This window comes from Ruegeria sp. CDSA020 (assembly GCF_059612345.1).
Genome location: NZ_JBXWQK010000004.1, coordinates 177028 through 203080 on the forward strand (window position 1 = coordinate 177028; position 26053 = coordinate 203080).

Genomic DNA, 26053 nt, shown 5'->3' on the forward strand with positions numbered 1-26053 from the left:
TTGATCTTTCCGAGGCTGTATGCCGATGGGATTTTGCCGTCGTGGTTCCCCGAAGCTTGGATTTTAGAAGGAGAGTGAAATAGATATGACATCATCCGAAAACCTTGGCCGTCTGGCTGGAAAAACTGCTCTGATCACCGCTGCGGGACAGGGCATAGGGCGTGCAACAGCCGAATTGTTCGCCGCCGAAGGTGCACAGGTTTTTGCCAGCGACATCAATGATACCTCTCTGGCAGAGTTGCAAAATATCCAAGGCGTTACGTCGGTAAAACTTGACGTAACCGATGCGGCGGCAGTGCAGGCCTTCGTCGCGGACACGCCCCCGTTGGATGTTTTGTTCAACTGCGCAGGATATGTGGCTGGCGGGTCCATTCTGGAATGTGATGAACGTGACTGGGATTTCAGTTTTGAGCTGAACGTCAAATCGATGTACCGGCTGATCCAATGTGCCCTGCCAACTATGCTGGAGCATGGTGGCGGGTCTATCATCAACATGTCTTCGGTCGCCTCTTCGTTGAAGGGCGTTCCAAACAGGTTTGCATACTGCGCCTCGAAAGCCGCCGTAATCGGACTGACGAAATCGATCGCAGCCGATTTCGTCACACAAGGCATCCGGTGCAATGCGATCTGCCCCGGCACTGTCGACAGCCCCAGCTTGCACGACCGGTTGCGCGCAACTGGGGATTACGAGAAAGCAATGACTGATTTTATCGCGCGGCAACCCATGGGCCGCATCGGAACCGCAGATGAGATCGCGGAACTTGCGCTCTATCTGGCCAGCGATGCCAGCAAATACACAACCGGACAGCCCTTTGCCATTGATGGCGGCTGGACGATTTGAAGCAAATGAGGAATGTGAAATGAAATTGCTACGATACGGCCCAGCAGGCGCGGAAAAGCCGGGCATAGTTGATAAAGACGGCACTATCCGGGACCTGTCGGGGATCGTCGCCGACATTGCTGGGGAAGCGCTTAGCGATGAAACCCTTGCACGGCTGCGCGCGCTGGATCTTGAAACGCTGCCACCCGTCGATGCCGACAGCCGTATCGGCGCCTGTGTTGGACGTGTCGGAAAGTTCATCTGCATCGGTTTAAACTTTGCCGATCACGCGGCCGAAAGCGGCATGGACCTACCTGCTGAGCCGGTGGTCTTTTTCAAAGCGACATCCGCCATCATAGGCCCCGATGACACGGTTGAAATCCCCCGCGGGTCAGTCAAGACCGACTGGGAGGTGGAACTGGGCGTCGTCATCGGAAAAGAAGCAAAATACATCTCGGAGGATGAAGCACTGGCCCATGTGGCAGGATATTGTGTGATCAATGACCTGTCAGAACGGGATTTTCAACTGCACCGTTCAGGTCAGTGGGTCAAAGGTAAATCCGCAGATACGTTCGGCCCAATCGGTCCCTGGCTGGTGACACGGGACGAAATCCCTGATCCCCAAGACCTGCCAATGTATCTTGAGGTGAACGGGCATCGGTATCAGGATGGCTCGACCAGAACGATGCATTTCAGTGTCACAGCGGTGATCTCGCACCTGTCGCAATTCATGTCACTACAACCCGGCGACGTGATCTCGACCGGGACACCCCCCGGTGTGGGTCTGGGGCAAAATCCGCAGGTTTACCTCAAACCTGGAGACAAGATGGAACTGGGGATCGAAGGTCTGGGGGTTCAACGTCAGAACGTCATACAGGGATAGTCCCTGGGACCTATCAAGTGGTGCTCATTCGGTTATTCTGGGTGGGTTTCCTCGGACCAGGATCGCCGGAAATTATGCGGTGATATTCTGAATCGGTTCCGGAAATGCACAGAAAGCCTATCCGTACTGGAAAACCCGGATGCAAAGGCTATCTCAGAAACGCTCAGGTTTGTTTCATTCAACAGGGCAAAAGCACGGTCCAGCCTGAGTTCATTGTAGAACCGTCCCGGCGACATGTTAGTGTGCTGCCTGAACAGCCGCTCCATATGCCGCCGGGACAGGGACGCCTGATCCGCTATTGCCTCGAGGCTGAGCTGCGTTTCAATATTCTCGCGCATGATTTGCACCGCTTCGATCAATTTGGCATTTCGCGTGCCCAAAAGCGCCGAAACCGGCGATACCTGTTTGCTACCGCCTTCTCCCAGCCTTCTGTGCAGGCACATTTCCGAAACGTTGTTCGCCAAGGCGTTTCCAAACAATTCCTCGATAACTTCAAGCATCATGTCAGTGCTGGCGTGCCCGCCCCCGCATGTTCTAAGTTTCCCGTCAATTTCATAGAGGTTCTGGGTCGGCTCCATTGTTGGGAAGTTCTCACAAAAGCCAGGCCGGTTTTCCCAATGGACGGTAAAGTTTCTGGTTCCGATCACGCCCGCCTTTGCTAAAGCAAATGCACCGGTACAAATCCCACCGAACTCACATCCATGCGCCTTTTGTCGCCGAATCCAGTTCAGGACATTTGTGTTGAAAGACCTCATCGGTTGCGTTCCGGAACACACAAAGACAAACGCTCCCTTCTCCAGGTCATGAACCGAGTGATCCGCCTGAACACGTATGCCGTTGGAACAGGTCACGGGTTCTCCGTCGGTGGAGAGCACGTACCACTCGAACAGCTGCTTTCTGGAAAGTTGATTTGATATGCGCAGAGGCTCAATCGCGGCACTGAAAGCCAGCATCGTCGTGTTGGGTAAAAGCAGAAAATAGAAGGCCTTGGGCGGCCCGTCATAGGAAACGTCCACGGAAATTGCGCCTTTTGGCAAAAAGCGCGGATTATCCATACGATCCTCTTTCATGTTTAATCCTTATAGAACGTGACCATTTTTACTGTGGCAGCCGAGGCGGCTTGAAATCAATCAACACTTTATATTCATTAGTGAATGCAAGGCTCTTGGAAAACCGGTGTCTATTTTGTATTTTGGATACAAAATTACACCAGCAGAGACTGTAACAATGCCAAGAACCCGCGCAATTCCCAGGCAAAGTTTGCCCGATGTCATCACAAATGACCTGCGCGAGCGGATTCTAAGCGGAGAGATGGCAGAAGGTGAAGCCATCCGTCAAGAAGCCCTGGCAGAAGACTATGACGTGTCACGCATGCCCATACGAGAAGCGTTAAAACGGCTTGATGCAGAGGGTCTTGTGCAGCTGACCAACAATCGCGGCGCTGCGGTGACAAGACATTCGCTGTCAGAAATCGGTGAGATATTTGACCTGCGGATAACGTTGGAGGTCGATCTGTTCAGGCGTGCAATTCCACAGATGACCGAGGCAAATTTTGCCGAATGCGAAAGGTTTCTGGACGAAATGGAAACGTCCTACGAAGCCTATGATGTCGGGCGGTGGGGTGGTTTGAACTACGAGTACCATAATGCGCTTTACGCTGCTGCAGACCGTGGGATCACCAATGATATACTACAACGGATCAATCTACAGTCCGATCGCTATGTCCGTATGCACCTGAGCGTTATGGAACAACGCGAGCCCGCAAAAAAGGACCATCGCCAACTTCTGACGCTGGCCGAGAATGGGCAAGTTGAGGAAGCCTGCGCGCTGTTGACCCAACATATTGGGCGCACAAAAGACCATTTGCTTGCGATGGTCACCGCAACGCGCAGTTCCGAGAGCTAACCTAACCCAGTGGATGCAGGCATGCAGCCTGATGGGTTGTTCCTTGCAGATCGGGTGGTGCTGCACGACATTCGTCAGTTGCCAGCCAGCATCGCTGAGCAAAGGCACATCCTTTGGGGATATTCATCGGTGAGGGCAACTCACCTTCCAGCTTGATCCGTTCCTTACGCGCCTCGGGGTCGGCACGCGGCGTCGTCGACAACAACGCTTTGGAATAAGGATGCCGGGGCGCCGCGAACAACTGTTCTTTCGGAGCTTTCTCGACTGCGCGCCCCAGATACATGACGATTACGTCATCAGCGAAATGCTTCACCACCGACAGGTCATGCGAGATGAACAGGTAGGCCAGGTTCAGACGCTCTTGCAGTTCAACCAGCAGGTTCAGGATTTGTGACTGGATCGAAACATCCAGCGCCGATACCGGCTCATCCAAAACCAGAACCTTGGGGTTCAGCATCAGGGCTCGGGCAATCGCAATCCGCTGCCGTTGGCCACCCGAAAACATGTGGGGGTAGCGATCATAATGCTCGGGGCGCAGACCGACAAGATCAATCATTTCGCGTGCGCGAGTTTCCCGTTCCGCAGCGGTCATATCGGGCCGGTTGATGATCAGAGGTTCCTGCAGGATCTGACCGATCCGTTGTCGCGGATTAAGCGAACCATAGGGATCCTGAAACACGATCTGCACGTTTTTGCGCATCTCAGCCCATTTTGACGGGGTGATATCGACGCCGTCGATGGTCAGTGTTCCCGAAGTGGGCTCTTCAATCATCGTTACGACGCGAGCGAGGGTGGATTTACCGCACCCGGACTCTCCTACAATGGCCAGCGTCTTGCCAGGCTCTAGGGCAAAATCCACACCGGAAAGGGCTTTGACCGTTGCCGATTTCGACAGCAATCCCCCTTTGACCTCATAGTGCCGGGCCAACGCGTTTGCCTGAACGATCGGGGCGGTCATGCCAATTCTCCAGCGGTGATTTCCTTGACGTGGTGACAGCGGGCCTTGCCGAAATCTGCTCCATGCGGAGCGGGTGGTGTGTTCCGGCACAAGTCATCGGCGAATTGGCATCGTGGGCTGAATAAGCAACCTTTGGGACGGTCAAATTGACCAGGAACAACACCTGGAATCGTCGGCAGCAATTTCGAAGTTGCCCGTTCAGGCAAAGCGTTCAGCAAAGCTGAGGTATAAGGATGGCGGGGTGTGCGGAACAGATCGCGTACCGGCTGTTCCTCGACCTTTTGACCGGCATATTGGACCTGAACCCGCTCGGCGGTTTCTGCCACAACACCCATGTCATGTGTAATCAGAACAAGGCCCATCCCCTGCTCATCGCGTAATCGGACCAACAGATCCAGAATCTGCGCCTGAATCGTTACATCAAGCGCGGTAGTGGGTTCGTCCGCGATCAGAAGTTTCGGGGTGCAGGCAATCGCCATCGCGATCATGACCCGCTGATTCATGCCGCCCGACATCTGGTGAGGAAACGTATTCAGGCGGCTCTCGGGTGCCGGGATACCCACCAGGTCAAACAGCTCAATCGCGCGCTGATGACGGTCTTTGCGGTTTAGTCCCAAATGGATACGCAGTGCTTCCTTGATCTGGAAACCGACCGTGAAACAGGGGTTTAGCGAAGACATCGGCTCTTGAAAGATCATGGCAATATCTTTGCCGATGATCTTGCGCCGATCCCGTGCCGAGATTTTGGTCAGGTCGCGACCCTCAAAGCTCATTTCATCTGCCGTGATCGTCGCCGTCCATGGCAGCAACCCCATCAGCGCCAGCATTGAAACGGATTTCCCCGAGCCGCTTTCCCCGACAATGGCCATCAACTCGCCCTTGTTGACAGACAGATCAACGCCATCCACAGCGCGGAACTCACCCGACGCAGTAGCAAACTCGACCGAAAGATTTCGGATTTCCAACAGGCTCATGTCTTCAGCTCCGTTTCAGCTTGGGGTCCAGCGCGTCGCGCAGACCGTCGCCCATCAGGTTGATTGCCAGCACCGTGACCAGAATGGCCAGGCCAGGGAAAGTTACCACCCACCAGGCGCGCAGAATGAATTCGCGCGCTTCGGCCAGCATTGTGCCCCATTCCGGCGTGGGCGGCTGCGCCCCCATGCCCAGAAAGCCAAGTGCCGCAGCATCCAGAATCGCGGTCGAGAAGGACAGCGCCGCCTGGACAATGATCGGTGCCAGACAGTTCGGCAGCACGGTTTTGAACATCAGGCGTGCCTTGCTTGCACCGGCCACACGGGCCGAGGTCACATAATCCTTTTGCCGTTCGGCCAGAACCGAGGCGCGGGTGAGGCGCACGTAATGTGGTTGAAACACAATGGCGATGGCGATCATTGCATTGGTCAGAGACGGGCCCAGAATGGCGACCAGAACCAGTGCCAGCAGCAGCGACGGAAAGGACAGGATAATATCCATCACGCGCATGATCATCGTATCGACCCATTTGGGTGCAAACCCGGAAAGCAGGCCAAGAACCACTCCGCCTGACACGGCCACACAAACCACGACGATCCCGACAAAGAAGGAATAGCGAGATCCCATAATCAGCCGCGACAGCATATCCCGGCCCAGCGGATCAGTTCCCAGCGGGAAGGCCCAACTGCCGCCTTCCTGCCACGCCGGAGGCTGCAGGATATGCTCGCGGAACTGTTCGGTTGGATCGTAGGGGGCCAGCAAAGGTGCGAAGGCAGCGCAAAAGACAAAGGCCGCGAATACCCACAGGCCAATCACCGCGCCGCGGTTTTCACTGAAATAAAACCAGAATTCGCGCAAGGCGCTTGGGCGGTCTTCGGTTTTGGGTGCGTTTGCGGATAGTTCAGCCATCACCGCCTCCGGATTTTTGGATTGATGATGCCATAAAGGACATCGACCAGTAGGTTCACCAGCATCACGATCACGGCGATCATCAGAAGACCGCCCTGCACCACCGGGTAATCGCGCCGGAAGATGCTGTCGACCATCCACTTGCCGATGCCCGGCCAGCTAAAGATCGTCTCGGTCAGAATTGCACCAGCCAGCAAAGTTCCAACCGACAGGCCGATCACCGTAATCACGGGGATCAACGCATTACGCAGAGCATGCAGCCCGTTGATCCGAGTGGGTGACAGGCCTTTTGCCCGCGCGGTACGAATGTAGTCCTCGCTCAGAACCTCAAGCATCGCCGAGCGCGTCTGACGCGCAATGACAGCCAGCGGGATCGTCCCCAGAACAATCGTTGGCAGAATCAAATGCCGAACAGCCGACGTGAATGCCCCGGGTTGCCCCGACAAAAGACTGTCGATCAGCATAAAGCCGGTCACGCTGGGGAAGTAATACAGAAGGTCGATCCGACCCGAAACAGGTGTCCAGCCCAGATTGCCCGAGAACACGATGATCAGCAGCAGCGCCCACCAGAAGATAGGCATCGAATATCCCACCAGCGCAGATGACATCAGTGCCCGATCAAAGAATTTGCCCCGGTTGACTGCGGCAATGACACCGGCGGGCAACCCAAGGGCCACCGCGAAGATCATCGCGCAGATTGACAACTCCAGCGTCGCTGGGAACAGGGCAAAAAACTCGTCCCAGACCGGTTTCTTGGTGACAAAGCTTTCGCCCAGATCGCCCTGCATAACGCCGGTCAGATAGTCCCAATATTGTTGGAGGACCGGCTTGTCGAAGCCCAGTTTGACCACCATTTCCTGATAGCGTTCCTCGGACATTCCGCGTTCACCGGCCATGACGATGATCGGATCACCGGGCAAAACCCGAATGAACATGAAGGAGATAAGCGTTACACCCAGGAATGTCGGAATGAACATACCGAGACGAGAAAGAAAGTAGCCAAACATCAGCGACCTATGATTGTGAGATCTTTGGGAAAGTGGGTCAGCGACCGACAGCCATCCCCTGTAACAAGCACGTCATCTTCTATGCGCACGCCGAAATTGTCCAGCGCGTAAAGGCCCGGCTCGTTTGTCCAAACCATGCCCGGCAGGATTTCCTGGTCGTTTCCACGCATTATATACGGCGCTTCGTGAACGTCGCGGCCCAGACCGTGGCCCGTTTTGGTGCGGATCCGATCGGCATAGGGTGACGCTTCGAGCACGCCGATCACGGCATCGTCGATATCATGCGCCGTGACACCGGGACGGCAGGCTTTGAATCCTGCCAGATTGGCGCGCAGAACGGTGTCATAGACCGCCCTGCCCTCGTCCGAGACCTCTTCGACAAAGAACGTGCGGGTGATGTCGGCGGCAAACCCATGTTTGCGGGCTCCGAAATCAAACAAAAGCGCATCGCCCGGTTTGATCTGGTAATCCGCCCGCGCCTTACCATGGGGCTGCGCCGAGTTATCCCCGGCGGCAACAATCGGCGAAAATGCCAGCGAGGCGGCGCCTTCCGCAAACAGCGCCTGAATCAAGGCCTGTTCAATCTGCAATTCGGTCTGACCGACGCGCACATCCGCAATCACGCGCTCTAACGCGCGTTCAGAGATGTCGATCGCGGCTTGAAGCGCTGCGATATCGTCTTCTGTCTTGATAGTGCGCAAGCCAGAAATTTCACGCTCGGCATCGACAATCCGCAGGTCCGGTAACGCGTTGGTAAACGCCTTCGACACAAAGACTCGCATCACCTGCCCTTCCACAGCCAGCGATGTAAGCGGCATATGCTTGGCGAGGGCTGCAAAGGCGTCATCATACCCGGTCTGGTCGAACCAGTCGAAAACGGCGCCTTCAAATCCAACCAGGTTCCAACTGCCGAGCTCAAGGTTGGGAACGATGGCCGCAGGAGAACCTTCGCCGGGGACCACGACCACAAAGGGCCGTTCGTGGCTCATGAAAGGTTTTCCCAATGCGCGGGTAAAATTCGGGCCGGGCACTAGGGCCACGGCATCAACTGACATGTCCTTTGCCAGTTGACGGTACTCGGACAAATTCGGCATCAGGGCCGACCTCCAATAAGAAACCGGAGCCGCCACGCGGGCGGCTCCGGTCGGTAAGTGATGAATTATTCGACGCTCACACCGTAGAAGATGTGGCCGCCCAGCGGGTGCACTTTATAGCCCTGCACTTCGTTGCGCATCGGCATAAAGACCACCGAGTGTGCGATCGTTGCCCAAGGCGCCTGCTCTTTGAAGACCACCTGAGCGTCTTCGTACAGCTTGGTGCGTTCAGCCTGATCGGTGGACTGCTTAGCCTTGAGGATCAGCTCTTCGAAGGGTTCGTGGCACCACTGCGCCCGGTTCGAGGCTTCGCGTCCGTCACAACCCAACAGAACCGCCAGGAAGTTGTCTGGATCGCCATTGTCACCGGTCCAACCCAGCAGAACGGCTCCGTCACGGTCCAGATCTTTCGAACGCGACAGGTATTCACCCCATTCATAGGACACGATTTCGACGTCGACACCAACCTTGGCAAAATCCGCTTGGATCAGCTCGGCCATACGGCGTGCATTCGGGTTATAGGGACGCTGTACCGGCATAGCCCAAACCTTCATCGACAGGTCGGATACGCCTTCGGCTTCCAGCATCGCCTTGGCCGCTTCGGGATCATACGCGTCATCGGTGATGGCGTCGTTATAGCCCCACATGGTTGGCGGGATCGGGTTCTTGGCAACTTGGCCCGAGCCCTGGAACACGACGTCGATGATCGCATTCTTGTCGATCGCCATGTTCAGCGCCTTGCGGACCTTCGGATTGTCGAACGGTGCCATGGTGGTGTTGTAGGCGAGGTAGCCGACGTTCAGGCCTTCCTGCTCCAACATGTTGATATCTGCATCGTCCTGCATCGCCTGAATGTCGGCCGGGTTCGGATAAGGCATGATATGACATTCGCCCGCTTTCAGCTTTTGATAGCGAACCGATGCATCCGGCGTGATAGCGAAGATCAGGTTCTCCACATCCGCAGGGGCCTTCCAGTAGTCGGCATTCTGCGCATAGCGGATCACCGCGTCTTTCTGGTAGGCTACAAACGAGAACGGACCAGTCCCGATCGGTGCTGTGTTCAGCTTCTCAGGCGTACCCGCGGCCATCATCGCATCCGCATATTCCGCAGACAGGATCGAGGCGAAGTCCATCGCCATGTTGGCCACAAAAGGCGCTTCAGGCTTGGACAGGGTGAACTTCACTGTGTAGTCGTCGACTTTTTCAATCGACTCGACCAGGTCCGGCATACCCATGCCCTGGAAATATTCCCAGGTACCACCAGATACCTGATTATAGGCATGGCCCTCATCCTTCTGGCGCATGAACGAGAAGATCACGTCATCAGCATTGAAATCACGCGTCGGCGTGAATTCGTCATTCGAATGGAATTTGACGCCCTGACGCAATTTGAAGGTATATTCCAGACCATCATCGCTGGCCTCAACGCTTTCCGCCAGACCGGGGATAACATTGGTAGTACCGGTCTCAAACTCGAGCAGACGGTTGTAAATCGGGTGTGACGAGGCATCAAAGGTTGTCCCTGCGGTAAATAGCGCCGGGTCAAAGCCTTCGGGTGATCCTTCCGAGCAATATACCAAAGTATTTGCTTGGGCCGCAGCACTGGACAACGCAATCGCTGCAGTTGCGGCCATCAATCTAAGTTTCATGAGTTTCTCCCAGAAATGTTTTTTCTTCAGATTTTCGCGTTGTTCTAATTTCTAGTCAGAACAATCTTTGATGACTGTCACCGCCGCGAAATCCCTGCCCAATGTATCCAAAATACAAAATCCATTGTCAACTGAGTTCACCGCCCAGCGATCAGGAAGTAAAAAAGAGGGCAGGTACAGCGTTATGATTTGCCTGGTCGGGCCTGTTTTCTAACTGATTTCGGTTCTTTGGCGATTAGAGCCAAGCAGTGGCGAAGCCACCGGGCAGGAGCGTCCGAACTCTTGAATGCCATCAATCCTAAATGCCGCGGGCTTCAGGGATCGACCTCCACATCCATATCTTGAATCGAGTCGATCCGACCCAAATGTCAGGCGCCGTAACGGGCCATGAACATGTCGACAGCCTGCAGCGCGACCTCTTCAATCTCAGCCTCTGAAAAGCTGCTTTGAATGCCGAATGTGGATCGGGGCCAAAGGCGGACCTTGCACAACTCCGAAAACTGTTCAGCGGCAAATTGAAGGTCCTCGATAACCAATTCGCCTTTATTCACCGCTTTTTGCAGATATTCTGCAAGTTGCCGGGTGCCATTTTGCGGCCCCGCCTCATAGAAGGCGCGGCCAAGTTCGGGGAACCGATCTTGCTCGGCCACGCAGATTCGGAACACCTGCTGCGCAAAATCCGACACCAGAAATGCGGCCAGCTGGGTCGCAGCGATGGTCAGCACCTCGCGTGCGGGTTTTGTATCGTCAACCATCGAAACGACATTCTCAGCCATACGGCAGCATTCGTTCTGAGCAACCTCCATGAAAAGAAGACGCTTATCCGGGAAATAGCTGTACAAAGTCGCCTTGGAAACACCCGCTGCGCGCGCAATGTCATCTACACTAGCTCCTTCGAAACCATCTGCCATGAACACTGATCGGGCTCCTTGCAGGACCTGATCAAATTTTCGGCCTGTTCGCAAAATGGCAGTTGCTTCGGACATGCGCTCTCCTTCAGGGGTGGATTCGTCGAATCTATAAACTGATCAGTTCAGATACAACGATTCGCATAGGATTTCGGCCATGGGCAGGCGGGATTATGGTAATTTTTCCGTTAGGTCAGTCCGCGAAGGTCGTTCGGCGGGGCCTGATTGGCCAGGGGTTGCCGCCAGAGAAAACCGTGCTAACACTCTGGCCATGGCTGATATTTTTCTGCGTACGCTGCCGTTCTTTGCGATTATCGGCCTGGGGTATTGGGCTGGGCGCAGTCGGTTCTTCTCGGAAGAAGCCACGGCCTATCTGACGAAATTCGTGTTCTATTTCGCACTTTCGGCAATGTTGTTCCGCTTTGCCGCCACCCTGCCCTTTGCCGAGATATTCGACGGCAGATTGGTCGCGGGCTATCTGCTGGGAACGCTTACGGTTTATGCTCTGGCCAGTCTGATCGCGTGGATGCGCGGCCTTGACATACCAACCTCTGCCGTCGAAGCCCAATGCGCTGCGATCGGCAATGTGGGCTTTCTGGGGCTGCCGATGCTTGCGCTTTTGTTCACCGAAGCAGCAATCGGCCCGGTCATGCTGGTATTGACTGTCGACCTTGTGGTGTTTTCCTCGCTGATCGTGATTTTGATCAATGCCGGACGCGATGGGCGGCTGACACCGGCAACATTTCGGTTGATTGGCCTCGGTTTGATCAAAAACCCGATGATCGTATCTATTTCAGCGGGGCTTTTGTGGTCAGCCTTCCAAATTCCCGTGCCCGTTCCACTGAACGATTTTCTGACAATCCTGGGCGGGGCAGCCACTCCGGGAGCCTTGTTTGCGATAGGGGCATCGCTCGCCAGCAAATCCGCCGAGCGTGTTCAGATTGCTGCCTGGCTGAGTTTTTGCAAGCTGATCATTCATCCGCTCTGCGTTGCTGTCTTCGTAATCTGGCTGATCCCGGCGGAAAGCTTCTCGGCTTCGGTTGCCATTGCAGCGGCAGCACTGCCGGTCGCTGGGAATGTCTATATGCTGGCGGCCTTTTACGGGGTCGCACCCCATCGGGCTTCGGCCGCAATTCTCTTGTCTACCGTGGTCAGCATCCTGACACTGCCGCTGGTGATTGCCATAGCCGGAACATTCTAAGCCACAGATAGGGAAAATACTCGCTGGCCGCAGGAACACAGACTTTACGCACGGACCGAGTAACGATAGCCATGGCGCGAACCTAACGTAAGGACGGAACCAAATGGAAACCCTTTCGGAAAACGCTTGTTTCGGAGGCGTCCAGGGCGTCTATCGCCACGCCTCGGCTGCCTGCCAATGCGACATGACTTTTGGACTGTTCCTGCCCGCCGAGGCAAAGGACGGCCCGGTTCCGGTTCTATGGTATCTGTCTGGTCTGACCTGTACCCATGAAAACGCCATGACCAAGGCCGGGGCGCAGGCCTGGGCCGCGGAACAGGGTATCGCCCTTGTTTTCCCTGACACATCCCCGCGCGGCGAAGGCGTTGCCGATCACGAGGACTACGATCTGGGCCAGGGCGCGGGGTTTTATGTGAATGCCACGCAATCACCCTGGGCACCGCACTTCAACATGTGGGACTATGTGGCCGAGGAATTGCCCGCTCTGCTGGTTGAAACCTTTGCAATCGACGCAGACCGCCAGGCCATTACCGGCCATTCCATGGGCGGCCATGGCGCCCTGACATTGGCAATGAACCTACCGGGTCGGTTCCGATCGGTTTCGGCATTTGCACCGATTTCAAACCCAACAAGCGCCGATTGGGGCCGCAAGCAACTGAAGGCATATCTGGGCGACGACGCGGCCCAATGGGCCAAGCACGACGCATCGCTGATGATGAAGAACACCGGTTTCGACGGCCCTGTCCTGATCGACACCGGCGACAATGACCAGTTCATCGACCTGTTGCGCCCCGAGGCGCTGGCCCAGGCGATTGCCGAACGTCGCCAACAGGCAGTTTTCCGTCTGCAGCCCGGCTATGACCATTCTTACTTCTTTGTGTCGACCTTCATGGAAGACCACATCACTTTCCACGCCGAAGCACTGTATGGAGACTGAGGCATGAGCAAATACGACTATGACCTGATCATTGTCGGGTCCGGCCCTTCCGGTCGTTCGGCGGCGATTCAGGCAGGCAAGTTGAAACGCCGGGTGCTGGTTATCGACCGCAAGGATCGGTTGGGTGGGGTCTCGGTCCATACCGGGACCATCCCGTCAAAAACCCTCCGCGAGACAGTGCTGAACCTGTCTGGCTGGCGCGAGCGCAGCTTTTACGGGCGCTCGTACCGGGTAAAGGATCAGATCCGGGCCGAAGACCTCAAGGCTCGGCTGCACATGACGCTGGACCATGAGGTCGATGTGCTGGAACATCAGTTCAACCGGAACCACGTGGAAACCTTAAATGGTCTGGCAAGATTTGTCGGTCCCCACGAGATTGAGGTTGCAACCGACGCAGGCGAAACCACACGTCTGTCCGCCGCAAAGTTCCTGATTGCCACCGGAACCAAGACCTATCGTCCCGATTATGTGCCCTTCAACGGGAAGACCATCGTCGATGGCGATGATTTTCTGGAGATGGCCGAGATACCGCGCTCGCTATGCGTGATCGGGGCCGGTGTAATCGGTGTTGAATATGCCACGATGTTTTCCGCGCTTGATGTACGTGTCACCCTGATTGAACCCCGCGAGACGTTTCTGGATTTCATCGACAGCCGGCTGATCCACGACTTTACCCACCAAATCCGCGAAAACGGCGTGGATTTGCGGCTGGGCTCTGCCGTTGAAAAGATCGAAGATGGAGGTGGCCACGTAGAAGTGACGCTCGAGAATGGACGACATGTCCGGGCCGAGATGTTGCTGTTTGCCGCCGGGCGGATGGGCGCGACCTCGGCCTTGAATCTGGATGCGGTCGGGCTGACAACCGATCACCGCAACCGGATTGAGGTCGATCGCAAGACCTATCAGACAGCGGTACCGCATATCTATGCGACCGGAGATGTAATCGGACATCCCTCGCTGGCATCAACCTCGCTGCAGCAGGGGCGCGTGGCGGCATGTCACGCGTTGGAGACCCCGACCCTGCCGGAAAGCCCCTGGTACCCTTACGGCATCTATTCGGTGCCCGAGATATCCACCTGCGGCATGTCCGAAGAGGAGTTACAGGAGCGCGATATCCCTTACGAGGTTGGCGTCGCGCGATTCCGCGAAACTTCTCGCGGGCATATCATGGGGTTGGAACATGGCATGTTGAAGATGCTGTTTTCGCTGAAAACCCGCCGGGTTCTTGGTGTGCAGATCGTAGGCGAAGGCGCGACTGAGCTGATCCATATCGCACAGGCTGTATTGAACCTGAAAGGCACAGTGGATTATTTCGTTCAAAACACATTCAACTACCCGACCTTGGCCGAGGCCTATAAGATCGCAGGTCTGGATGCGTTTAACCGGATGCCCATCCCCGAGGAATTCAAGGTCAAGAAGAAGCCTGCCGAGAAACAGGCAAAGAAAGCGTGACAACCCTGTACATAGACGCAGATGCCTGTCCAGTGAAGGCCGAAGCCGAGCGTGTAGCGACCCGACATAAGATTCCGATGGCTCTGGTATCGAACGGTGGCCTGAGGCCTTCGGCCAATCCTCTGGTACAGGTTGTGATCGTGTCCGCAGGTGCGGATGAGGCCGATAAATGGATCGCAGAGCGTTGTGGTACAGGGGACGTGGTTGTGACCTCAGACATTCCTTTAGCCGCGAAATGTGTTGAAGCAGGTGCGCGTGTATTACGTCACAACGGCGAGGCCTTTACCGCCGCCAATATTGGTCAGCAACTGGCGATGCGCGACCTTATGGCAGACCTGCGTTCGGCAAACCCTCTGGGCGCCGGGGGCGGTGGCAAGCCTTTTGGCAAGGCCGATAGGTCCCGGTTTTTGGATGCGTTGGAACGGGAATTGCGGGCGGCACTAAGGGCGTGACCCTCCCGCCCGTCTCAGACGCATCTGAGATGCGTCCCCTCCGGTTGGGCCGGGCAGCGCTGCGCGCTGCAGTTCCTGTCTTGAAAAGCGCAGCAAGGATTGATTCAGTCAGCCCCAGTAGAGATTCTAAGAAGGATTATTCATGCCAATAGAAGCGGTGGTTTTCGACATCGGGAATGTCCTGATAGAATGGCAGCCAGAACGGTACTACGATGCGGTTATTGGTGAAGACCGTCGCCGGGCTATGTTTGCCGAGGTTGACCTGCATGGAATGAATGATCTGGTTGATCAGGGGCAACATTTCACTGACACCATCTATGGCTGGGCCGATAAATATCCCCAATGGCGGGATGAAATCCGGATGTGGCACGACAAATGGATCGAATTGGCCACGCCAGAAATTCCCCACTCGGTACGGCTGCAACGTGCGTTGCGCGCTAAAGGCATCTCGGTCTTTGCGCTCACAAATTTCGGGGTGCAGAATTTTGAGTATGCAACCACGGTCTATCCATTCCTCAACGAGTTTGACCGGCTGTATGTTTCAGGTCGCATGCAGACCGTGAAACCGCATGTCCCGATTTACGAGATGGTCGAAGCCGATTGTGGTCTGGCGCCTGAGGCGTTGTTGTTCACTGACGACCGGATCGACAATATCGAAACGGCGCAGGCGCGGGGCTGGCAGACGCATCACTTTGAGGGCCCGCAAGGATGGGCAGACCGGTTGGTGGCAGAGGGGCTTTTGACCCGCGAAGAAGCGCGATAGATCAGGCCGCGACGGGTTGTGCGCGGTTCTCGCGGACGGGAAGGTGAACGATGGCGCTGAAGGCGCCGATGGCCACGCCGATCCACCAGACAAAGGTGTAATCTCCGTACTGGTCATACATGCGGCCGCCAAGCCAGACGCCAAGAAAACTGCCGACCTGATGGCTGAAGAAGATGATGCCGTAAAGCGTACCCATGTAGCGCAACCCGTACAAATGTGCGACAAGCCCCGAGGTCAGTGGAACCGTTGCCAGCCAGAGCGAACCCATGACCAATGAGAATACAACGACCGTGATTGGCGTGATTGGCAGGATTATGAAAGCCGCCGCTGTAAGCGTGCGGGCGGCATAAATAGAGGCCAGAAGGTATTTCTTGGGAAAGTGCATTCCGGCCCACCCCGCCAGCAATGTCCCTCCGATATTGGCCAACCCGATCAATGAAATCGACACAGCCCCTAATGCGGAAGTTGTCGTTATACCAATGGAATCCAGTACTCCACCCGGCTGAATCGGGCCGCACATTTCGGTAACGAAAGCGGGAAAATGCGCTGTGATAAAGCCAAGCTGATAACCACAGCTGAAAAATCCCAGGAAAATCAGGGTATAAGACGGGTCCCGGAAGGCCTTGCCCAGAATTTGCCCCATGCTTTCTTCGATTTCGGCTTTGGTTGCGGCTTGGGGGGCGCGCATGAAGGGCAGAGTCATGACCAGTGCCAGGATGGCAACGGCAAACACGATGAAAACCTGTTGCCAGGGCATAAAAGACAAAAGCCATTCCGCCGTTGGAGCACCCAAAACCTGGCCAAAGCTTCCTGCCGCTGTCACGACGGCCAGAGACATAGAGCGGTTATGATCAGAGGACGCCCGTCCAACTACGGCAAGCACGACACCAAACCCCGTGCCGGCAATCCCAAAGCCCACAAGCCAGGCGTACATCTGATGCTCGAAAGGGGTAACGGACCACGCCGACAACACCATGCCCGATGCATAGGTCAATGCCCCGAGCACAATCGCACGGCGATCCCCCACCTTCTCGGCGATGGCGGCAAAAATGGGTTGTCCAATTCCCCAAGCGAGGTTCTGGATCGCAATCGCCATCGAAAAATCGGAGCGCAGCCAGCCGAATTCAGTCGCAATGGGGATCTGGAATACGCCAAAGGATGCCCGCACTGCAAAACTGACTGCGATAATGATGCAGCCGACGATCAAGATCGGATTTAGCAGGCGCGCGTGTTGGGGCATTGAATCCTCGGAATGGCCGAGCCGCGACGGTACCCAAATTTGTACCGTGGTCAATTCAGGAGTTTTGACGCCGCGGATAAGCAAAATTGATGCATCTTCCAAATGCCTGCTTTTCAACGCCCAGAGGTGAAGGTATCCCTCGGGATATGTCAGATTTGATATCGCTTTACGAGACACGCATCGCCGATGGCACTTTGACGCGGGACGATGCGCAAGAGGCTGTCCTTCCGCATTTCGAACGCATTCGCGCGGCCTTGGCTACCCCGGTCAAGCGTGGTTTCTTTCGCAAGACACCCCCGCCGCCCCAGGGACTTTATCTGTGGGGCGGAGTTGGTCGTGGCAAGTCGATGTTGATGGATATGTTTGTCGACGCGCTTGGCGACATCCCCGCCCGTCGCGTCCATTTTCATGCTTTCATGCAGGAAATCCACGCGGGAATGCATAAAGCTCGTAAGGACGGAGTTGAGGATGCGCTTGCACCGGTCGCGGACTCGGTTGTCAAATCCGTAAAACTGCTGGCATTTGACGAGATGCAGATCACCGATATCACCGATGCGATGATCGTCGGGCGGCTGTTTGATCTTTTGCATGCTGGCGGGGTCGTGGTCATCACCACATCCAACCGGCACCCGGACGAATTGTACAAGAACGGCTTGAACCGCCAGCTCTTTTTGCCATTCATCGCGCATATCAAGGAGCAGCTTCAGATATGGGAACTGGTCTCGCCCACTGATTACCGACAGAACCGTCTTGAAGGTGCGCCAGTCTATTTCACGCCGATCGGCCCCGAGGCTCGACAGAATATCCGATCCGTCTGGAACGATCTCGCGGGCGGTGCGGCGGAACCGCTGGTGTTGCAGGTAAATGGCCGTGCTGTCGAATTGCCGGCCTTTCGGAACGGGATAGCCCGAGCAAGCTTCTATGATCTGTGCGGACGGATGCTGGGCCCTGCAGATTATCTGGCCGTTGCCGAGGCGGTCAAAGTTCTGGTTCTGGAGGACATCCCGCGCCTGTCCCGGAATAATTTCAATGAGGCCAAGCGTTTTGTGACGTTGATTGACGCCTTGTATGAGGCGCGGGTACGCCTGATCTGTTCGGCGGCCGCAGAGCCCGAGATGTTGTATGTCGAGGGTGAAGGGACGTTCGAGTTCGAACGCACTGCCTCGCGACTGCGCGAGATGCAAGCCGAAGATTGGGGGGCATAGGGGCGCTGCCCCGTCACGTTTTGCGCGCCTTCCCCAAGGTACCTCCGCCAGGTGAAGACCTATCCGTTTTCCCGTAGGATGTTGCCCGCCAAATAGAGTGATCCGCAAATCAGGATACGGGCCTGAGGGTCTTGGTCTGTGATTTTCTGCAGGGCCGCGGATACACTCTCTGCTGTGTCGGCTTTCATGCCAACCTGGTCAGCAGCCTGCGCCGTATCTTCAGCGCTAAGCGTCGCGGCCTCACCCGGTATCGACACTGCGGTCAGGCTTTGAGCCTGCGTGGCAAGCGGTGCAAGATAGCCAGCGACATCTTTGGTGTTGAGCATTCCGCAGATCAAATGTGTCGGAGATTGCGGTAATTTTCTCAGCACTTCAGCAAGCGCAATTCCCGCGGCGGCATTGTGCCCACCATCCAGCCACAGCTCGGCCTGTGCGGCCTGTTCAACAAGCGGGCCGGATTTCAGACGCTGCATCCGTGCTGGCCACTCGGCCTTGGTAACGGCGGCCTCATAGGCCTGATCACCAAGTTCGAGATGGCGCAATACCGCTATTGCCGCACCCGCATTCTGAATTTGATGTGCGCCAAGCAGGTTGGGCAGCGGCAGATCCCGCAGCCCGATTTCGTCCTGATACACAAGACGTCCGTTTTCCTCGGTCACATGCCAGTGCTGACCGTGTACCAGCAATGGGGCGCCCAGACGGGCCGCTGTATATTCGATGACCTCAAGCGCTTCGTCCTGCTGTGGGCCGACGATACAAGGGACGCCCGGCTTGATGATCCCGGCTTTTTCGGCAGCAATCTTGCCCAACGTGTCGCCTAGAAACTGTTCATGGTCGATGGAAACCGGCGTGATAACCGTCACGGCGGGTTCGTGCACCACGTTTGTTGCATCCAGGCGCCCGCCAAGGCCGACCTCAAGCAAGGTATAATCAGCCTGTTTGCGGGCAAAGGCCAGCAGGGCCGCACAGGTCGTAATCTCGAAATACGTGATGTTCTCACCACCATTGGCGGCATAGCACTCATCAAGGACGTTTGTCAGTTCGGCTTCCGAAATCAACTCACCTGCCAGCCGAATACGCTCGTGAAACCGGGCAAGATGCGGAGAGGTATAGGCGTGAATCGTTTTCCCCGCCCCTTCCATACCGGCGCGGATCATGGCCTGCGTAGACCCCTTGCCGTTTGTCCCTGCGATATGCACGACCGGAGGCAATTTGGTCTGAGGGCTTTCCAGTGCGGCAAGCAAACGCCACACCCGATCCAGCGTCAGGTCAATGATCTTGGGATGCAGCGCCATCATCCGATCAAGGACGACGTCTGACGATGGCGAAGTCATTCCTGATCCGCGTCTTTCTCTGGGGCTTCGGGGGTGGGCGCGGGCAAATCACCTTTGACCGCAGGAGGCTGGTTCATCAGCATGCGGGTAATGGTGATCAATTCGTCACGCATTTCGGTTCGCTTCGTTACCCGGTCCAGCATTCCGTGGTCCAGCAGGTATTCTGCGCGCTGAAATCCTTCGGGCAGCTTTTCCCGAATGGTCTGTTCGATCACGCGCGGGCCTGCAAAGCAGATTAGCGCATTGGGTTCCGAGATATGGACGTCGCCCAGCATCGCATAAGAAGCGGTCACGCCTCCGGTGGTAGGATGGGTGAGTACAACGATATAGGGCAGTTTTGCCTCTTTCAGCATCTCAACCGCCACGGTGGTTCGCGGCATCTGCATCAAGCTCAGGATGCCTTCCTGCATTCGCGCGCCACCCGCTGCCGAGAACAGGATCAGCGGGCGTTTCAATTTCACTGCCTCTTGCGCGGCCGCAATGATGGCATTGCCGACATACATACCCATCGAGCCGCCCATGAACGAGAAATCCTGGGCCGCTGCCACGACCGGCGTACGTCCGATATCACCTTTGGCGACCAGCATCGCCTCTTGCTCGCCAGTTTTCTTCTGCGCTGCTTTCATCCGGTCGGGGTATCTCTTCTGGTCCCGGAACTGTAGCGGATCATCTTTGGGAGCGGGAACATCGACCTCGGTAAATATACCACCGTCAAACAGGTGCCCGAACCGGTCGCGCGGTGTGATCGCCATATGATGATCACATTGGGTGCAGACATTCTGGTTTTCCGCCAATTCGCGGTGGAACAGCATCGTGCCGCATTCGTCACACTTGTGCCAAAGGTTTTCGGGGACTTCCCGGCGTGAGAAGATCGAATTAATCCGGGGACGGACGTAGTTTGTGATCCAGTTCATGTCGGAACCTTGCTAGTACGGCGTTGACGTCACATAAGACGCTACGGAAAGAATTGCAATCAGCGCCTGAGCGCAAGGCGCGCGATAAACCAGCTGACAATCATCACGGCAAAATCCACATATAACCATTGCCGCAATGTCAGAGTATCGGTCATATCAAAGGGCAGTACAAATAAGGCAAGACCGCTGAGGGTGTCAGGTAGCGAGACAAACAAGAGCGCTATGACATTGTTGAAAAAATGCAGCGCTATGGCCGGGCCCAGGGTTCCCGCCCGCGCGGTCAAATCCGCAGCCAAAAGTCCAAACAGACCAGTCCACAGCACCAGCAACTCTGCATTGCCGCCCGCCGCATCGGGCGAATAGTGCCCCACCGCGAATAGAAGCGACGGTACCCCCATCCAGATGATCGGAGAACGGAATCGCGCCGCCAGGCTTTGCTGCATATATCCGCGGAAAAGCAGCTCCTCCGCACTGATTTGGACAAACACAGCCAATAGCGACAGAGGCAGGAATACCAGCCAAACCGAAAAGGACAGGTTTTGAACAAGCGGCGCGTCCATAATGACGTGCGGCACGGTTACGATAACCACGCCAAGCACCATCAGGGCGCGCAGCACAAGCCAGAACTGTCTGGCCGCTTTGCCCCTAGTCCCTAAAATAGAACCCAGGGACCGCTTCTGAAACTGTCGCGCTGCGGTCCACACACCAAATGTGACAAACCCAAAGCTTGACAGCAGGATCACCATCGAGATCGGGGTCGAGCCGTTCATCAACCCGCTGGCCCATTCCTGCGGTCCGGCCACGGTTACGACTGCAAACAGGATCAGATTGAAGACGGTTGCAACGACTACGATTGTTGCCAGGCCGGCCAGCAGGCGCCACAGCTGTGGTTTGTCGCGTGCGTCGGCGACCAGTTGCTCATGCGGGGCGTAAGAGGGCGCGCGGATTTCAGACATTCTGGTGGGAACTTTCGGTCTGGTCCTCATCATCGAAGAACAAGGTCGATGCTTTGGTGGCGTTGATCTTTTCCGAAATGGTTGTCAGGTATCCGGCAACTGTTTCAAGCAACTGAACCGCAACGCTTGCATCGCTTTCGATCACCGCGCGCAGTTCCACTGCACCAATCCGCAGGAATGAACAGTTTTCGCCTGCCACAAGATCCAACTGCCTGGTCTCACCGGTGATAACAGACAGGTCACCGATCAGGCGCCCAGGTTCAATGACAGATATGGACCGGGTCGAACCGTCCTCTTCGTGCCACATCAGCTTCGCATGACCCGAAATGCACAGATAGGCCGCATCCGGCGCCTGCCCACGAGAGAAAATGACCTGACCAGCGGCAGCATCATACCACTGCGCCGAAAACGCCAGCAATCTCTGGTTGCGACCGTCGATATTGGCAAAAAGCGGAGTTGACGAGATAATCTTCAGTTTGCGGCTGAGGTCAGCGGTGGTGCCGGATTCTTGTTCGAGCTGCGTTTTCGAGACACCGTCAATGCGGCCATCCTTGATTTCAACAAACAGATCATAGGCCTCGGGATGAGCGAAACTGTCCTCCATGAAAATCATGATGGAATCGGGCAGCAGTTCGCGCAGTTTCAACCGGGTGCGTAAACGGCTCTCAGAGTCATGGCTGGCCAACGCTTTATCCAGGATTAGCAAATCCGGCCGTTTAATCCCGGCGCGCGAGAAGGCAATTCGTTCCTGAAAGACGGTTGTCAGATTGTTCCCACCCAGCCCTGCGGACAGATCATAGACGATGGCCGCTGCCTGTCTGCGCAGACCTGCGGCATTGATCACTTCGGCAACCACATCCTCTATCTCGTCAGCATGAGCACCCGCCGTCACAGACACCCGCCCGAAAAGCGCATTTTCCATAACTGTCATACGCGCGATGTATGTGTCCGGTGTGACCGGTACAAATATCTCTTGCAGGCTTCCACGTAGCCTCTCGCCCTGTTCAGTGCGGATTTTCAGAATCTTCTGTTTGTATTCATCCGGGAAATCAGGGCCAATCTGTTCGGCGGTCAGCAGGAACGGAACGGTCAGAAGTAAGGCGTGTTCGCGCTGCGACAGCTCGTCCACTCCTTTTGCCTTGCGCTTGTCTTCGATTGCCAGCAGCCGGTGGAACATTTCCTTGCTCAAGCCCAGGCGCAGGAACAGCGGATGGTCGGTTCCGTCCCGCCCAAAAGCATGGCTCAGCGTTTCCAGAACAGCGCTTGAGATACTCAGCGCGTCGTCATCAAGCTCATGTGTACGCAGCATTTGCATGAACCGATTATCGCCGGCCAGAATGTCCGGCGAGATTTCCTGCGACGGTGCTGCATAAAGAAGGTTGCCGCCCAAAGGCACAGTTGGGTTGAACCTGTCCGGATCGAACCGGTAGACAAAGCGGTCCAGATCTTTTTCCACCAACTTGTCATGGATGGGGCCTCGGAGGTCGATGATATTTTGCACAAACTCGGGATGCTGATCCGGATTCAACTGGCTGCGCAGGGTGCGGCGGAACATGAATTCATCCGTTCCCATCGCCTCGACCAGCTTGAACCACCAATCCTGGATGTCGTCAGTGTTGTTGAGCCCGGCCAGACCGGGATCAATCCATTCATCTGACAGCGAATCCACCGAGTTCCCCGCTCGCGCGGCCTCGATCTGGCGGCGGCTAGGGGCCCTGGCGGCGTCGGCTTCATGCTGAGGGCGTGTTTTCAGGGGCATCATCAAGTTGTCCCCAATCGACCCATCAAACAGATATGGTCGAGAATAGGCATATCCGATCCGCGCCGCGATGACGGATTGGTGCAAAGATTGGATGTCATGTCCGGCAATCGTGACGTCGCCCTGAACCGGCAGCAATTCGCGGGTCAGCAGCTGAGCCAATGCCCCTCTTTCGGCCGCATTCGAGGATTTGATGGCCACGCGGGCCCCTTTGGGTATGACGAGGTCTATATCCTCGAGAACAGTTTTCCCATCGTTATCCCGAACGGTAATATTCTGCAGCTTGATCTCGCCAGTCAGATGCGGAATGGAATCAGGCTCGCCCTCGAACAGCTCTTCGGGCACCATGTTGTCGGGCGCGAAGCGTTCGGTCACGATTTCCCACCGCAACGACATGTCCTGAACCTGATTGTAATAGGTCAGCAGATCCTTCCAAGGTCCGCTAAGATCCTTATATGCTCCCAGTGCCGCCACCAGCGCGCCCACTGTTACCTCGCCCGTGATCGCCAGGTATCCGCCCACCGAATAAAACAGGAACGGGGTCATCTGAGTGATCAGATTGTTGAGAAACTTCATGAAGAACTTTTTGTTATAGATCTTGAATCGGATCTCGAACAAAGTTCCCAAACGATGGCTGAACTGGGCCAATCTGTGCCGCCAGCCTCCGTTGGTGCGCAGATCACTGATCCCGGCTGCGCTTTCGCCGATTTCTGAGCTCAAGCGCCTAACTTCCTGGATTCGGTCTTTGTTCAACAGGTTGATCTGGCGCTGCAATTTTGGAATCAACCAAGCCTGCAGCGGGATCAGCGCAATACTTGCAAGACCAAACCACACGCTTTGCATGAACAGAAACGTCACAATGGTCATCATCTGACCAAACTGAAATACAGGTTGTGCGATCGCATCCCCCATCAGGCCGCCCATCGGTTCAGCCTCGGACGTGATCATCGACACCAACTCGCCCTGACTGGTGGTGGCAAAATAGGATTTCGGGAACCGCAGAGTTCGGTGGATCAGCGTGTACCTCAGTCGGCGTAACATGCGTTCGGCCAACACACCTTTCATCGTGTTGATCCGCATTTTCATCAGACCGCTGGCGATGACCGTCGCCAGAAAGGCCAGACACAGAATCAACAAATACTGCACCTGCGTCACCGTAACTCCTAAGAAAGTTACCGAGCTGCCTGGTGCACCAATCGCATCGTTAATGATCTGCTTGGGCAGCTCCAGTGATGCATAGAGGAAGGGAAAAGAAAACAATGTCAGCAGCAACAAAACCAGTTGCTGTTTCTTGGAATGCTTCCAGATGAATGCGAATAGAGTGGGTTCCATGCCCCGTCTTTGCCTCGGAAATATTGCTATAGGGTTGTAACGGATGGTCCACTGCAATCAGGTGTCAGACGGTACGCACTGACCGGGTTGATTGCAAGAACGGCGCCCTTCGTAACAGGTCACAACTTTGCTGCCTAGCCAAAAGCGTGTTCACATTTTCGGTAATTTACCGGCGCTATGATGCAAATCGGCTTTATCCTCGGGTGGATATCCGACAAAAGATGTGTGGAGCAATAGATTGGGATCATGGGCAAGCTACTGGATCGCTATATTCACCGCAAAGCACTGACGCGCTGGCAGCGGGACGCCCGGGCAGCGCCCGAGGCTGTGCTTTCTGAATTGCGGCTGCAGCGTGATGATGCACGTCGCTTGCGATCCGAGCTGGATGCGCTGATCCTTCAGGCCAACAGCCGCCTTACACGGCCTGTGGCGGGATCAACCCATTTCCCGAAACCGTTGGGCACCGACTGGAGCTGGAGGCCCGAGCTGTGGCGCTATCCTCAGCCCCGCCCCGGTGTCGCCTCGGCCCCGCGTAAGGCACGTATCAACGATGAGGCAACGCTGTTTCACGACTGTCCGCGCCAGGAAATCAGCACGCGCCAGATCAGGAACACGCGCAAGCATGATCTGTCACCGTTCAGCTTGGCGGTCGAGGTGTTTGGGTTCGAGGGATCATTTCTTTCTCTCTCTATTGAGCTTCCACAAGAGGCTGTGCAAGGGCTGACGCGGCAGCATCTGATCCGAGTCGATTGCCATATTGAGGCCGAACGCCCACAGGAATTGTTCGCGCGGCTCAATATTCGACACGGCCCAAACGCCGAACAGGTTCTGCGCAAACTTGATCCCACTGGTCCTTCAAACAGCGTGGATTTTGATCTTGCACATTTACCACTGAATGAACGCCGCATGGACAAAGTCTGGCTGGATATCATTCTGGATAATCCTCGGATGAACCGGATAGTGTTGCAGGACCTGACCGTCTGTCGTCACCATCGCGCCGATTTATGAGAACCCTGCCATGACCGATCTGATACTCACATCACTGGGCCTGGAAAATGGCACCTGGATGGGCCACCTGCAGGCCGATTCGCAGCCCGAGATCAGCGTGTCCTACCGTGGTGACGCGCTGGATGAGGTTTACCTGTCACCAGCCGACACCGGGTGGGAGCTTCGTGTACAGGTGCCTGATGTGGCCCTGTCTGACGGGGTCCACAGTTTTGTAATCTCAGATTCTGTTTCAGGGCTTAAACTGGGCGGGTTCTCGATCATTGCAGGAAACGCCGCCGCCGATGACCTGCGCGCCGAACTGGACCTGATGCGAGCAGAGCTTGATATGCTAAAACGAGTCTTTCGCCGGTCTCAGTAGGCGGTAGAAGTGCGGACGAAGTGCGTGCCTATAATTC

Annotated in this window: 24 protein-coding genes; 11 read left to right on the top strand and 13 right to left on the bottom strand. The window is 55.9% G+C overall.

Annotation, left to right across the window (positions count from 1 at the left end):
- Positions 1 to 85 precede the first annotated feature (85 nt).
- Complete coding sequence (locus tag AC2FJW_RS08355) at positions 86 to 841, top strand: SDR family oxidoreductase (RefSeq protein WP_496749811.1); 756 nt, start codon at positions 86 to 88, stop codon at positions 839 to 841.
- 19 nt (positions 842 to 860) lie between these two features.
- A complete protein-coding gene (locus AC2FJW_RS08360; RefSeq protein WP_496693755.1) occupies positions 861 to 1703 on the top strand; it encodes a fumarylacetoacetate hydrolase family protein in 843 nt (280 codons plus the stop codon).
- A gap of 32 nt (positions 1704 to 1735) precedes the next feature.
- Here the strand turns inward: AC2FJW_RS08360 and AC2FJW_RS08365 are convergent, their stop codons facing one another.
- Positions 1736 to 2773: a GlxA family transcriptional regulator gene (locus tag AC2FJW_RS08365; RefSeq protein ID WP_246097212.1), complete on the bottom strand. Its 1038-nt coding sequence runs from the start codon at positions 2771 to 2773 to the stop codon at positions 1736 to 1738.
- Positions 2774 to 2930: 157 nt separating this feature from the next.
- Between AC2FJW_RS08365 and AC2FJW_RS08370 the strand changes: the two genes are divergently transcribed.
- Complete coding sequence (locus AC2FJW_RS08370) at positions 2931 to 3608, top strand: GntR family transcriptional regulator (RefSeq protein WP_496749812.1); 678 nt, start codon at positions 2931 to 2933, stop codon at positions 3606 to 3608.
- Between the two features lies 1 nt (position 3609).
- Here the strand turns inward: AC2FJW_RS08370 and AC2FJW_RS08375 are convergent, their stop codons facing one another.
- The 7 genes from AC2FJW_RS08375 to AC2FJW_RS08405 form a co-directional block, all read right to left on the bottom strand.
- Positions 3610 to 4566 (bottom strand): ABC transporter ATP-binding protein, encoded by a 957-nt coding sequence (locus AC2FJW_RS08375; protein WP_496749813.1) that lies wholly within the window; start codon positions 4564 to 4566, stop codon positions 3610 to 3612.
- Positions 4563 to 5540 carry an ABC transporter ATP-binding protein gene (locus AC2FJW_RS08380; protein WP_142636312.1) on the bottom strand — a complete coding sequence of 326 codons (978 nt, stop codon included), beginning with the start codon at positions 5538 to 5540 and terminating at the stop codon, positions 4563 to 4565. Before AC2FJW_RS08380 ends, AC2FJW_RS08375 begins: the two co-directional genes overlap by 4 nt.
- A gap of 4 nt (positions 5541 to 5544) precedes the next feature.
- Positions 5545 to 6447, bottom strand: coding sequence for an ABC transporter permease subunit (locus AC2FJW_RS08385; RefSeq protein WP_185956667.1), 903 nt, complete (start codon positions 6445 to 6447; stop codon positions 5545 to 5547).
- On the bottom strand, positions 6447 to 7454 hold the full coding sequence (locus AC2FJW_RS08390; protein WP_496749814.1) for an ABC transporter permease subunit: 1008 nt from the start codon (positions 7452 to 7454) through the stop codon (positions 6447 to 6449). The genes AC2FJW_RS08385 and AC2FJW_RS08390 overlap by 1 nt, the downstream gene beginning before the upstream one ends.
- A complete protein-coding gene (locus AC2FJW_RS08395; RefSeq protein WP_496749816.1) occupies positions 7454 to 8548 on the bottom strand; it encodes a M24 family metallopeptidase in 1095 nt (364 codons plus the stop codon). Before AC2FJW_RS08395 ends, AC2FJW_RS08390 begins: the two co-directional genes overlap by 1 nt.
- A gap of 65 nt (positions 8549 to 8613) precedes the next feature.
- Positions 8614 to 10197 (bottom strand): ABC transporter substrate-binding protein, encoded by a 1584-nt coding sequence (locus AC2FJW_RS08400; protein ID WP_142636319.1) that lies wholly within the window; start codon positions 10195 to 10197, stop codon positions 8614 to 8616.
- A 368-nt stretch (positions 10198 to 10565) separates the two neighbouring features.
- Positions 10566 to 11183: a TetR/AcrR family transcriptional regulator gene (locus AC2FJW_RS08405; protein WP_142636321.1), complete on the bottom strand. Its 618-nt coding sequence runs from the start codon at positions 11181 to 11183 to the stop codon at positions 10566 to 10568.
- A 193-nt stretch (positions 11184 to 11376) separates the two neighbouring features.
- Between AC2FJW_RS08405 and AC2FJW_RS08410 the strand changes: the two genes are divergently transcribed.
- The 5 genes from AC2FJW_RS08410 to AC2FJW_RS08430 all read left to right on the top strand — a co-directional run bounded on the left by AC2FJW_RS08410 (position 11377) and on the right by AC2FJW_RS08430 (position 15910).
- Positions 11377 to 12306, top strand: coding sequence for an AEC family transporter (locus AC2FJW_RS08410; protein WP_496749817.1), 930 nt, complete (start codon positions 11377 to 11379; stop codon positions 12304 to 12306).
- 103 nt (positions 12307 to 12409) lie between these two features.
- Positions 12410 to 13243, top strand: a complete 834-nt coding sequence (gene fghA, locus AC2FJW_RS08415; protein ID WP_142636325.1) for an S-formylglutathione hydrolase — start codon at positions 12410 to 12412, stop codon at positions 13241 to 13243.
- 3 nt (positions 13244 to 13246) lie between these two features.
- Positions 13247 to 14695 (top strand): Si-specific NAD(P)(+) transhydrogenase, encoded by a 1449-nt coding sequence (sthA, locus tag AC2FJW_RS08420; RefSeq protein WP_496677079.1) that lies wholly within the window; start codon positions 13247 to 13249, stop codon positions 14693 to 14695.
- Entirely contained in the window at positions 14692 to 15147 is a 456-nt protein-coding gene (locus AC2FJW_RS08425) for a YaiI/YqxD family protein (protein ID WP_281972917.1), read from the top strand. The genes sthA and AC2FJW_RS08425 overlap by 4 nt, the downstream gene beginning before the upstream one ends.
- 142 nt (positions 15148 to 15289) lie before the next feature.
- A complete protein-coding gene (locus AC2FJW_RS08430) occupies positions 15290 to 15910 on the top strand; it encodes an HAD family hydrolase (protein ID WP_496749818.1) in 621 nt (206 codons plus the stop codon).
- 1 nt (position 15911) lies between these two features.
- Here the strand turns inward: AC2FJW_RS08430 and AC2FJW_RS08435 are convergent, their stop codons facing one another.
- Positions 15912 to 17150, bottom strand: coding sequence for an MFS transporter (locus tag AC2FJW_RS08435; RefSeq protein WP_496749819.1), 1239 nt, complete (start codon positions 17148 to 17150; stop codon positions 15912 to 15914).
- A gap of 146 nt (positions 17151 to 17296) precedes the next feature.
- Here AC2FJW_RS08435 and zapE point away from each other — a divergent pair, with 146 nt between their 5' ends.
- Positions 17297 to 18355, top strand: a complete 1059-nt coding sequence (gene zapE / locus AC2FJW_RS08440; protein ID WP_496693759.1) for a cell division protein ZapE — start codon at positions 17297 to 17299, stop codon at positions 18353 to 18355.
- A 59-nt stretch (positions 18356 to 18414) separates the two neighbouring features.
- On the opposite strand, the gene AC2FJW_RS08445 is transcribed toward zapE, so the two are convergent.
- Genes AC2FJW_RS08445 through AC2FJW_RS08460 form a run of 4 tightly spaced genes read right to left on the bottom strand, consistent with a single transcriptional unit; the run spans position 18415 to position 24650 of the window.
- The gene (locus tag AC2FJW_RS08445) at positions 18415 to 19689 is read right to left on the bottom strand and encodes a bifunctional folylpolyglutamate synthase/dihydrofolate synthase (protein ID WP_496749820.1); all 1275 of its coding nucleotides are present in this window, start codon (positions 19687 to 19689) and stop codon (positions 18415 to 18417) included.
- Positions 19686 to 20603 (bottom strand): acetyl-CoA carboxylase, carboxyltransferase subunit beta, encoded by a 918-nt coding sequence (gene accD, locus AC2FJW_RS08450; protein WP_496689318.1) that lies wholly within the window; start codon positions 20601 to 20603, stop codon positions 19686 to 19688. Before accD ends, AC2FJW_RS08445 begins: the two co-directional genes overlap by 4 nt.
- Before the next feature lie 59 nt (positions 20604 to 20662).
- Positions 20663 to 21559 carry a CPBP family intramembrane glutamic endopeptidase gene (locus AC2FJW_RS08455; RefSeq protein WP_142636342.1) on the bottom strand — a complete coding sequence of 299 codons (897 nt, stop codon included), beginning with the start codon at positions 21557 to 21559 and terminating at the stop codon, positions 20663 to 20665.
- The gene (locus AC2FJW_RS08460; protein WP_496749822.1) at positions 21552 to 24650 is read right to left on the bottom strand and encodes an ABC transporter transmembrane domain-containing protein; all 3099 of its coding nucleotides are present in this window, start codon (positions 24648 to 24650) and stop codon (positions 21552 to 21554) included. Before AC2FJW_RS08460 ends, AC2FJW_RS08455 begins: the two co-directional genes overlap by 8 nt.
- Before the next feature lie 246 nt (positions 24651 to 24896).
- Between AC2FJW_RS08460 and AC2FJW_RS08465 the strand changes: the two genes are divergently transcribed.
- Positions 24897 to 25658, top strand: coding sequence for a DUF6478 family protein (locus tag AC2FJW_RS08465; protein WP_142636349.1), 762 nt, complete (start codon positions 24897 to 24899; stop codon positions 25656 to 25658).
- Positions 25659 to 25668: 10 nt separating this feature from the next.
- The gene (locus tag AC2FJW_RS08470) at positions 25669 to 26016 is read left to right on the top strand and encodes a hypothetical protein (protein WP_496749823.1); all 348 of its coding nucleotides are present in this window, start codon (positions 25669 to 25671) and stop codon (positions 26014 to 26016) included.
- Positions 26017 to 26053 lie beyond the last annotated feature (37 nt).

What these genes read in the sequence shown, in the direction of transcription:
- AC2FJW_RS08355 (WP_496749811.1), top strand. Translation starts at nt 86, where the DNA reads ATGACATCATCCGAAAACCTTGGCCGTCTGGCTGGAAAAACTGCTCTG.
- AC2FJW_RS08360 (WP_496693755.1), top strand. Translation starts at nt 861, where the DNA reads ATGAAATTGCTACGATACGGCCCAGCAGGCGCGGAAAAGCCGGGCATA.
- AC2FJW_RS08365 (WP_246097212.1), bottom strand. Translation starts at nt 2,773, where the DNA reads ATGAAAGAGGATCGTATGGATAATCCGCGCTTTTTGCCAAAAGGCGCA.
- AC2FJW_RS08370 (WP_496749812.1), top strand. Translation starts at nt 2,931, where the DNA reads ATGCCAAGAACCCGCGCAATTCCCAGGCAAAGTTTGCCCGATGTCATC.
- AC2FJW_RS08375 (WP_496749813.1), bottom strand. Translation starts at nt 4,566, where the DNA reads ATGACCGCCCCGATCGTTCAGGCAAACGCGTTGGCCCGGCACTATGAG.
- AC2FJW_RS08380 (WP_142636312.1), bottom strand. Translation starts at nt 5,540, where the DNA reads ATGAGCCTGTTGGAAATCCGAAATCTTTCGGTCGAGTTTGCTACTGCG.
- AC2FJW_RS08385 (WP_185956667.1), bottom strand. Translation starts at nt 6,447, where the DNA reads ATGGCTGAACTATCCGCAAACGCACCCAAAACCGAAGACCGCCCAAGC.
- AC2FJW_RS08390 (WP_496749814.1), bottom strand. Translation starts at nt 7,454, where the DNA reads ATGTTTGGCTACTTTCTTTCTCGTCTCGGTATGTTCATTCCGACATTC.
- AC2FJW_RS08395 (WP_496749816.1), bottom strand. Translation starts at nt 8,548, where the DNA reads ATGCCGAATTTGTCCGAGTACCGTCAACTGGCAAAGGACATGTCAGTT.
- AC2FJW_RS08400 (WP_142636319.1), bottom strand. Translation starts at nt 10,197, where the DNA reads ATGAAACTTAGATTGATGGCCGCAACTGCAGCGATTGCGTTGTCCAGT.
- AC2FJW_RS08405 (WP_142636321.1), bottom strand. Translation starts at nt 11,183, where the DNA reads ATGTCCGAAGCAACTGCCATTTTGCGAACAGGCCGAAAATTTGATCAG.
- AC2FJW_RS08410 (WP_496749817.1), top strand. Translation starts at nt 11,377, where the DNA reads ATGGCTGATATTTTTCTGCGTACGCTGCCGTTCTTTGCGATTATCGGC.
- fghA (WP_142636325.1), top strand. Translation starts at nt 12,410, where the DNA reads ATGGAAACCCTTTCGGAAAACGCTTGTTTCGGAGGCGTCCAGGGCGTC.
- sthA (WP_496677079.1), top strand. Translation starts at nt 13,247, where the DNA reads ATGAGCAAATACGACTATGACCTGATCATTGTCGGGTCCGGCCCTTCC.
- AC2FJW_RS08430 (WP_496749818.1), top strand. Translation starts at nt 15,290, where the DNA reads ATGCCAATAGAAGCGGTGGTTTTCGACATCGGGAATGTCCTGATAGAA.
- AC2FJW_RS08435 (WP_496749819.1), bottom strand. Translation starts at nt 17,150, where the DNA reads ATGCCCCAACACGCGCGCCTGCTAAATCCGATCTTGATCGTCGGCTGC.
- zapE (WP_496693759.1), top strand. Translation starts at nt 17,297, where the DNA reads ATGTCAGATTTGATATCGCTTTACGAGACACGCATCGCCGATGGCACT.
- AC2FJW_RS08445 (WP_496749820.1), bottom strand. Translation starts at nt 19,689, where the DNA reads ATGACTTCGCCATCGTCAGACGTCGTCCTTGATCGGATGATGGCGCTG.
- accD (WP_496689318.1), bottom strand. Translation starts at nt 20,603, where the DNA reads ATGAACTGGATCACAAACTACGTCCGTCCCCGGATTAATTCGATCTTC.
- AC2FJW_RS08455 (WP_142636342.1), bottom strand. Translation starts at nt 21,559, where the DNA reads ATGTCTGAAATCCGCGCGCCCTCTTACGCCCCGCATGAGCAACTGGTC.
- AC2FJW_RS08460 (WP_496749822.1), bottom strand. Translation starts at nt 24,650, where the DNA reads ATGGAACCCACTCTATTCGCATTCATCTGGAAGCATTCCAAGAAACAG.
- AC2FJW_RS08465 (WP_142636349.1), top strand. Translation starts at nt 24,897, where the DNA reads ATGGGCAAGCTACTGGATCGCTATATTCACCGCAAAGCACTGACGCGC.
- AC2FJW_RS08470 (WP_496749823.1), top strand. Translation starts at nt 25,669, where the DNA reads ATGACCGATCTGATACTCACATCACTGGGCCTGGAAAATGGCACCTGG.